The following is a 9,203-nucleotide window of genomic DNA, read 5'->3' on the forward strand; positions in this document are numbered from 1 at the left end:
CAATCTTGGAAAAAGAAAAATGGCAACAAACCTCGCTGTTACTAAAAGCAAAAATCCAGTAAATTTCGTTCTGGATCAGGTTCAGAAAAACCGCCGGAAAATCATCCGCCCGCTGGTAGCAATTGCAGTTCTGCTCATAATCTGGCAAATCCTCTGCAACAGTCCAGAGTCCAGCTTGCCGGGACCAATCAAAACAGTCCAAGAAAGCTGGAATCTAATTATCAATCCTTTCTTCGACAACGGCGGTACAGACAAAGGCTTGTTCTGGCAAATTTTGGCTAGCTTGCAGCGGGTGGCGATCGGCTTTACTTTAGCAACAGTTCTCGGCATCAGTTTAGGAATCCTGATCGGGACAAACTCCCTAATGTTCGATGCTTTAGATCCGCTGTTTCAAGTATTTAGAACTATCCCGCCCCTGGCTTGGCTGCCGATCGCCCTGGCCGTATTTCAACAGTTCAATCCCTTTGAAGGCATGGGGGTGAAAGCTAACGAAGTTTCTGCACTCTTCGTAATCTTAATTACAGCAATTTGGCCGATTCTAATTAACACCACAGTAGGCGTTCAACAAATACCCCAAGACTACAGAAACGTCGCCCGCGTCTTGCGCCTCCCCAACCAAAAATACTTCTGGAAAATCCTGCTTCCCTCTTCTGTTCCTTACATCTTCACTGGCTTGAGAATTGGCATCGGTTTGTCTTGGCTGGCGATCGTAGCTGCGGAAATGTTAGTCGGCGGCGTCGGCATCGGCTTCTTCATCTGGGACGCTTACAACAGTTCTCGACTCAGCGCAGTGATTATAGCAGTGCTTTATGTAGGAATCGTCGGTTTGATTTTAGACAGAATCGTTGGTTTCATTGCTTCCAAAGTTGTTCCTGAAGAACAAAAATAGGATTTGGGCATCGGGCATCGGCCAAACAGGGCATCGGGCATGGCGAATGGGGAATGGGGAATGGTTGCCAACTACAAACTGGTAGAAATGAGTTGTAAATTAATGCCCAATGCCCTGTTTGGCCAATTCCCAATTAATAATCAGCATCATACAAATTACAAACTAACCTAAAATTGCCATGTCAGTATTTGTTGAAGTAGACCACGTTGACCGCGTATTTAACTTGCCCAACGGAGAGCAATACATCGCTCTTAAAAATATCGAACTGAAAATTAAAAAGGGAGAATTCATCACCTTAATTGGGCACTCTGGCTGCGGCAAATCTACGCTGCTAAATATCATCGCCGGCCTCGACAAAGCAAGTCAGGGCGGGATTACTTTAGAAGGGCGGGAAGTCCGCGATCCAGGCCCGGACAGAATGGTGGTGTTTCAAAATTACTCGCTACTACCTTGGCTGACGGTGCGCGAAAATATCGCCCTAGCAGTAAATGAAATTTACAGCGGTAACTCTCAAGAAGATCGGGAGTTGGTGATCGAACACCACATTAAATTGGTCGGACTCGGACACGCGGCCGACAAACGCCCAGGCGAAATTTCTGGGGGGATGAAACAAAGAGTTGCGATCGCCCGCGCCCTGGCGATTCGCCCGAAATTGCTGCTGCTAGACGAACCCTTCGGCGCCCTCGATGCCTTAACTCGCGGCGGTTTGCAAGACCAGTTGATGAAAATTTGCGAGGAAAGCAAAGTCACCAGCGTGATGGTAACTCACGATGTGGATGAGGCTTTATTACTGAGCGATCGCATTGTGATGCTCACCAACGGCCCGGAAGCCCAAATCGGGCAAATCCTCGAAGTGAACATTCCCCGCCCCCGCAAGCGCATGGAAGTTGTCAACCATCCGAGTTACTACGCGCTGCGTAACGAAATGGTTTACTTCCTCAACCAGCAAAAGCGGGTCAAACAGCGCCGGGCCAAACAACAACCCGCTGTCATCGCCCGCAACGGCCTGGAAAAAATCAACCTCGACATCGGCTTTATTCCCCTCACCGACTGCGCCCCCTTAGTAGTAGCTAAAGAAAAAGGATTTTTCAAAGCCCACGGGTTGGAAGAAGTTACTCTCAGCCGCGAACCGGGCTGGAAAGCGATCGCCAAAGGAGTTGCCGAAGGACGGCTGGACGCGGCGCAAATGGTCGCAGGAATGCCGATCGGGATGCTGTTGGGCCTCGACGGTGAAGCCCCTGTACCCGTCTGTAGCGCCATGACGCTCTCTCGCAACGGCAATTCGATTGTTTTCAACAAAGACCTTTACAGACAAGGCATTCGGACATTAGAGGATTTCAAAGCTGCGATCGCCAAGACTCCCGATAAAGTTCACACCTTGGGCATGGTACACTCGGCCTCCATGCACAATCTGCTGTTCCGTTACTGGCTGGCCGCCGGCGGCATCGACCCCGACCTCGACGTGGGCTTGACCGTGATTCCGCCCCCGCAGATGGTATCAAATTTAAAAGCAGGCAACATTGACGGCTACTGTTCAGGCGACCCCTGGAACTCGCACGCAGTCAACAGTGGTACGGGTTTTGTTATGGCCCGTTCCCTGGATATTCTGCCCGGACACATCGAAAAAGTTCTCGGTGTTAGCGAAGATTGGGCTCAGAAATATCCTCAAACCCACCTCGCCCTCGTCAAAGCGCTTTTGGAAGCCTGCGAATACTGCGACGATCGCCGCAACCGCGAAGAAGTCCTAGGATTGATTAGCCAAGAACAATACATCGGCGCCGATCCCAAAGACATCCGTCCAGGGTTCATCGATCCATACAACTCCGGTACGGAGGCAGAACCAGAAATGCTCTACAATTTCAACCAGTTCTCTGTTGACAAAACCAATTTTCCAGACCGCCTAGAAATGGTGTGGGTGATGGCGCAGATGGCTCGGTGGGGACTGATCCCGTTCCCGAAAAACTGGGTGGAAGTGGTCGATCGAGTTTTGCGGCCCGATGTTTTCGGTCAAGCAGTACGGGAATTGGGTTTGCCGGATATTGCCAGAGATCGCCGGACGATCGAGCTATTTGACGGCACTGTGTTTAATCTCGACGACCCGATCGACTATCTTCACAATGTCAAAATCAAACGCGCCGTCCGCATTGAAGAAATCTTAATTGAACAAATAGGCAGTCAGTGTTCCATCAAACTGCCAGCATAACTAGCAAATAGGAAGAGGGAATGAGGAGCCAGAAATCAGGAAACAAGACTCCACATTTTCCGCTTCCTAACTCCCTAATTTCAAATTCTCAATCGAAATTTGTCATGTCTAATTCATCAACCCAAAATCCAAATCCTGAAAATATGCAAACTCTCAAAACTCCCCAAACAACCAAAATTCAAACGCCAAAGCAAGACTTTCTTACTATTAAAGACGTATCGAAAGTCTACGAAACTCCTAAAGGCCCTTACGTCGTTCTCGACGGTGTAAACCTGACTATTAATGAAGGCGAATTTATTTGTTTGATAGGTCACTCTGGCTGTGGCAAATCAACTTTGCTGAATATGATCGCGGGATTCAACGGGCCGACAAACGGAGAAGTAGCCCTGGAAGGTTCGCAGATTACTGAACCAGGCCCCGATCGCATGGTCGTGTTTCAAAACTACTCGCTACTACCATGGCTGACTGCTACAGAAAATATTCACCTCGGCGTTGAAAATGTTTACCCGGAAAAGTCCGCAGACGAACACAATACGATCGTCAAGGAACACTTGGAATTAGTGGGGCTGACCGAAGCTTGTCACAAAAGACCGGGCCAATTGTCCGGGGGGATGAAACAGCGGGTGGCGATCGCCAGAGCCCTGGCAACTCGTCCCAAACTGTTGATTTTGGACGAACCTTTCGGAGCTCTGGACCCGATTACCAGGGAAGAGTTGCAGGAAGAATTGCTGAAAATTTGGCGGCAGGAAAAAATTACCGTCATTATGATTACTCACGATATTGATGAGGCTTTGTTTTTGGCCGATCGCATCGTGATGATGACCAACGGGCCAGCAGCTTCCATCGGCGAAGATATGCACATTCCGTTCAGCCGTCCCCGCAACCGGGCGCGGATTATGGAAGACCCGAAATACTACGAACTGCGTAACTTTGCTTTGGAGTTCCTGTTTTCTCGCTACGCCCACCACGAAGAAGGTGAAGAAACGGACTCGGAGACAGAAGCCGTCGCGCTACCGATGCCATTACCTGCTAGCAAAAAGCCTGCGGTTGCTGATAGGCCTCTTGCACCTGCACCTTTTGTGTCTCACGCTGCCGAACCCTCAGAAGCCTCGTCGATCAAACGTGGCATCCTGGCAGCCTCGTGGTTCGTCGCAATGTTTACTTTAGCTGCGGTCAATATGTCGGTTGTTTCCAGCCAGCTAAAGCAAGCGAAACTAGCAGAAACTGCACCTCCGGCGCCGACTGCCGGGGCGATTGTGAGTTCTCCCCCCAGCCCGCCAATCGCAGCAAGTTCGATCGCACCGAATCCTAGTCCTGCACCCATCGCTGCTGCAAGTCCTGCACCCATCGCTGCTGCTGCCACATCACAGATTTCTGACCAAGCCGAACTCGATGCGATCGGACAGAAGTTGTATGCACAAATCGACCAACAATGGAGAACAACTCCGACATTTACCGAAAGCTTGACTTATCGGGTCAAAGTAAAACAAAACGGCGATATCCTACAGTTCGATCCCACAAATAAAGCAGCTAAAGATTTCGTCAAAGAAACTCCTCTGCCGGTTTTGCAAACTCCTGCCGGTGCCACAGCAGGCGCTGCTGAAAAAACTGCTGAATTCCAAGTAACTTTTAGCCCCAGCAACGGAGGCGTATTAGAAGTTAAAACACAGAAATAGGCGACATAATACTCGCCCACTAAATCTCAGATTGCTATCAACAACAAGGTCAAAAGTAGTATCGGCGCGCTGTTTGAGTCCTGCAACAATTCTTCCTCGCTCCCCTAGGTGGGGTGACAAGATTTAGGGCAGGAGTACCTCTGTTAGAGAGGTATTTAGGAGCGAATATCCACTGACTACAAACCCGATGGCTCGCGAGTTTTAGAAGATAGCGGTTTATTTTAAGTCAGGGTATTGTCCGTTGCTGTGAAGCATTTTTGCGGTAAGTTAGTAATGATTAAAACATTATTTGCAGGAGCTCTCAGTTCCGACTATAATGACGAATTACCAATTACCCATTAGCTTTCAAAAATTAGCATCTAAAATCACCAGATGGAAACTATAAAAACTCTTTGCCCATACTGCGGTGTAGGTTGCGGTCTAGAAGTTGTTGCCGACAAAAAACAAAGTTGGAAAGTGCGGGGCGATCGCAATCACCCATCGAGTCAGGGCATGGTTTGTATTAAGGGAGCAACCGTAGCAGAGTCTATTCGGAGCGATCGGCTAATGTATCCGATGATGCGAGATACTCTCGACCAACCCTTCCGCCGCGCTAGCTGGGACGAAGCTCTCGATGCAATTGTTAACCGCATCCAAACAATTCGCAGCACCAGTGGCCCCGATGCTTTGTGTGTTTACGGTTCGGGTCAATTCGCAACAGAAGATTATTATATTGCCCAGAAACTACTGAAAGGTTGTCTGGGTACTAATAATTTTGATGCTAATTCTCGCTTGTGTATGTCTTCAGCAGTCTCTGGATACGTTCAAAGCTTTGGCTCGGATGGGCCGCCTTGCTGTTACGACGATTTAGAATTAACAGATTGCGCTTTTATTATTGGTAGCAATACAGCGGAATGCCATCCCATCGTATTCAATCGATTAGCAAAATACCACAAAAAGCATCCCCATGTCAAAATGATTGTGGTAGATCCAAGGCGGACTCCGACTGCGGAAGCGGCGGATTTGCACTTAGCAATTAAACCGGGTACCGATATAGATTTGCTTAATGGAATTGCATATTTGCTGTTACGCAGGCAAGCAATAGATTCTGAGTTTATTGAAGAATGCACGGCGAATTTTTCAGCTTTTGCTGAGGTTATTAGCAGCTACACGCCGGATTTTGTAGCCTCGCGCTGCGGCATTACTGTGGGCGAGTTAGAAACGGCGGCAAACTACTGGGAACAGTCGCAGCGCGTTTTGTCTCTGTGGTCGATGGGAATAAATCAGTCGTCGGAAGGCACGGCAAAGGTGCGATCGCTGATTAATTTGCACTTGATGACCGGTCAAATTGGCAAACCGGGATGCGGCCCGTTTTCCCTCACCGGCCAGCCAAACGCGATGGGAGGGCGGGAAGCGGGAGGACTGTCTCACTTGCTCCCAGGCTACCGATTTGTGAAAAATGCTGAACACAGAACCCAAGTCGAGGAATTTTGGGGAATCGCACCGGGAAGTATTTCCCCGAATCCAGGCCGCACAGCTTGGGATATGATCACCGGTTTGGAAACTGGCGAAGTTGAGTTGCTGTGGATTGCAGCTACTAATCCGGTGGTGAGTATGCCGGATTTGGAACGCACGAAAGCCGCTTTGCTGCGATCGCCCTTTACTATTTATCAAGAAGCTTACTATCCCACTGAAACCTCCGCCTACGCTCACATCCTGCTGCCGGCAACGCAGTGGAGCGAAAAAACCGGAGTAATGACCAATTCCGAACGCCGCGTTACCTTTTGTCCCGGTTTCGACACTCCCTCCGGGGAAGCCCGCGACGACTGGAGCATTTTCGCCGAGGTGGGACGGCGGTTGGGTTTTGCCCAACACTTTGCTTTCGAGAACAGTGCGGAGGTTTTTAATGAGTACGTGCAGTTGACGCGGGGCCAGCCTTGCGATATGACCGGCCTGAGCCACGAATACATCCGCCAAGAAGGGCCGCAGCAGTGGCCTTGCCGGGAAAACGAGCCTGTGCATCCAGCGAACGAAGCGAAACGGCTGTATACAGACAGGCGTTTTCACACTCCTGACGCGCGGGCAAGATTTTCGGCCTATCACTCGCGGGGACTGGCAGAACCTCCCGATCCGAATTATCCGTTTGTGTTGACGACAGGGAGACTTTACGGACACTGGCACACGATGACGCGGACGGGGAGAACAGAGAAAATTAATCAATTGCACCCCGATCCGTTTTTGGAAATTCACCCCCGTGATGCTGCCAAATTGCAGATTAAGGAGGGGGATTTGCTGGAAGTTCGATCGCGCCGCGGCAAGGCGCAGTTTCCGGCAAAAGTCACAAAGGCGATCGCCCCAGGTACGCTATTTGTACCGATGCACTGGGGTTCTCTGTGGGCCGAAGGCGCTGAAGCCAATGCCATGACTCATGCTGCAAGCTGTCCAGATTCCAAACAGCCTGAGTTAAAAGCTTGTGCGGTGCAGTTGGTGCTGGTTGGGGCAGAAACTGTCGCAGAAGTTGAGGAATTTAATTGGCAAAAATCCACCCTCGCCGTCACTTCTTGAGCTGCCATCGAACGACGGGATGCTACACATCACCGCCGAACGAGCGGGAACCAGCGGGCGATCGACATGGGGAAGAACGTGGTTGACGTTCGGGGATCTCTGAGTCAATCGCCCTCAGTTGAAAGATTGGAGATTTACTCCACAGATGAATCTGGGATCTTGAACAAGAGTCTAAAATTTTGCACTCTTGGCGACAGGAGTCCGGGGCTTGTATCCGTTTTTAGGATAACAACCTCTCTCGATCGAGCAATTTTGAACCCGGACATACCCTACACATAAATCTTAAATCCCAAATCCCATATCTAAAACCTAAAATCGTTATGCCATTACGCAGCCTAAAAACAGCGTTTCCCCGGCAGAGCCCGGAAACAAGGAAAATTAAATTTATATTAAATTTATTTATTCTGAGTTGTTCCTTCTTGATTGGGAGTTTTTCCTTCCGCAGAATGCCTTCTGGCGAAGGCCTTCTACCTTATTTTTAATTAATTGAGTCAGACAATTGCAGTTTGCACCTATAGGTGCTATGATTTTTTTACAAGGCTTTATTTTCGGCAGTACAGTTCGTTCGATCGGCGTTCCTCCGGATTTAAATCTCTACACCCTCTGATTCTGGAGAATGTTCAATGTCAATCTATGTCGGCAATTTATCCTACGAAGTAACGCAGGAGCACCTCAACCAAACTTTTGGAGAGTACGGTACAGTAAAGCGCGTTCAGTTGCCTGCTGACCGGGAAACAGGTCGGATGCGGGGCTTCGCTTTTGTAGAAATGTCTACTGAAGCCGAAGAAGCCGCAGCCATTGAGGCTCTTGACGGTGCTGAGTGGATGGGTCGCGACCTCAAAGTCAACAAAGCAAAACCCCGTGAAGAACGTCCTAGTGGCGGCGGTAACTGGGGTAACAACGATCGCGGTGGCAATTCTCGTCGCTACTAAACCACCCGAGCTAAATTTTTAGCTATCTTCTATATTGCGTCGGAGCAAGCTGGGAGTCAACCATCATTCTCTGTTGAGAATAGATAGTTAGTTCAGTATTAGCACCGCGCCTTAAAAGCCTCAAAATATTGCTAGACAATAGTTTGAGGCTTTTTTATGGCAAAAATTTATTAAGCAGGAGTTCATCGCGTGCGATCGATTCCTAGCTGACACGAAAAACTATAAAATATAACAGGCAGAGAGAGTCGCCTTCCCCAGTGCCCGGGTTGCCACCGTGAAACCAGGCAATCAGAGAGTTTTGCGCTTGCAAAGCGTACCGAAAAATGACAAAATCATCAAAAATGATGACTAAATCACTGGTATGCTGAAAAAAATATTTAGGCAAATTGCGAAGTTAAGCAATGATGAAAATTTTCTGCATTTTACAGAAAGTGTAGAAGTAATAATATCGAAAGTTTTATCACTGGCGATGATTTTGGTAATTATCGTCAGCGTTGCCGATTTGGTGATTTTTTTAGCACAAGAATTGGCAAACCACACTGATAATTTTTTAAAAGACACGTTGTTTGTGATATTTGGGTTATTTTTAAATGTTTTAATTGCATTGGAAATATTGGAAAATATTACAGCTTATCTGAAAAAGCACGTAATTCAAGTTGAGCTGGTTATTGTAACTTCTTTGATAGCAGTATCTAGAAAAATCATTATTCTTGACTTGGAAAAAAAAACCGCAGCCGACTTGATTGGTTTGGCGACTGCAATTTTCGCGCTTTCCATCAGCTACTTGATAGTGCGGTATACAAATAAAGGAAATGATTAATATTGGAAATTGGGAATTGGGGATTGGGCATTGTTAATAACTAATATCATATCCGGTCGAGCGGTTAGAGAGTCGATGGCAGAGTGTCCCCTACCATCTCTCCTACAAAACCGTGCTTGCGACTTTCACCGCACACGGC

The 9,203-nt window shown here is 48.3% G+C and carries 6 protein-coding genes; all 6 read left to right on the forward strand.

Annotation, left to right across the window (positions count from 1 at the left end; translation table 11 throughout):
• Positions 1–19: 19 nt before the first annotated feature.
• A complete protein-coding gene (gene ntrB, locus QUB51_RS27080) occupies positions 20–889 on the forward strand; it encodes a nitrate ABC transporter permease (protein ID WP_333056182.1) in 870 nt (289 codons plus the stop codon).
• 178 nt (positions 890–1,067) lie between these two features.
• Positions 1,068–3,092, forward strand: a complete 2,025-nt coding sequence (locus QUB51_RS27085) for a nitrate ABC transporter ATP-binding protein (RefSeq protein WP_333056181.1) — start codon at positions 1,068–1,070, stop codon at positions 3,090–3,092.
• 104 nt (positions 3,093–3,196) lie between these two features.
• Positions 3,197–4,768, forward strand: a complete 1,572-nt coding sequence (locus tag QUB51_RS27090) for a nitrate ABC transporter ATP-binding protein (protein WP_333263447.1) — start codon at positions 3,197–3,199, stop codon at positions 4,766–4,768.
• Positions 4,769–5,140: 372 nt separating this feature from the next.
• A complete protein-coding gene (locus tag QUB51_RS27095; protein WP_333056179.1) occupies positions 5,141–7,312 on the forward strand; it encodes a nitrate reductase in 2,172 nt (723 codons plus the stop codon).
• Positions 7,313–7,935: 623 nt separating this feature from the next.
• Positions 7,936–8,244, forward strand: a complete 309-nt coding sequence (locus QUB51_RS27100; RefSeq protein WP_015179102.1) for an RNA recognition motif domain-containing protein — start codon at positions 7,936–7,938, stop codon at positions 8,242–8,244.
• Positions 8,245–8,605: 361 nt separating this feature from the next.
• The gene (locus QUB51_RS27105) at positions 8,606–9,064 is read left to right on the forward strand and encodes a phosphate-starvation-inducible PsiE family protein (RefSeq protein ID WP_333056178.1); all 459 of its coding nucleotides are present in this window, start codon (positions 8,606–8,608) and stop codon (positions 9,062–9,064) included.
• Positions 9,065–9,203 lie beyond the last annotated feature (139 nt).

This window comes from Microcoleus sp. AT8-A3, assembly GCF_036705675.1.
Taxonomy (GTDB): Bacteria; Cyanobacteriota; Cyanobacteriia; order Cyanobacteriales; family Microcoleaceae; genus Microcoleus.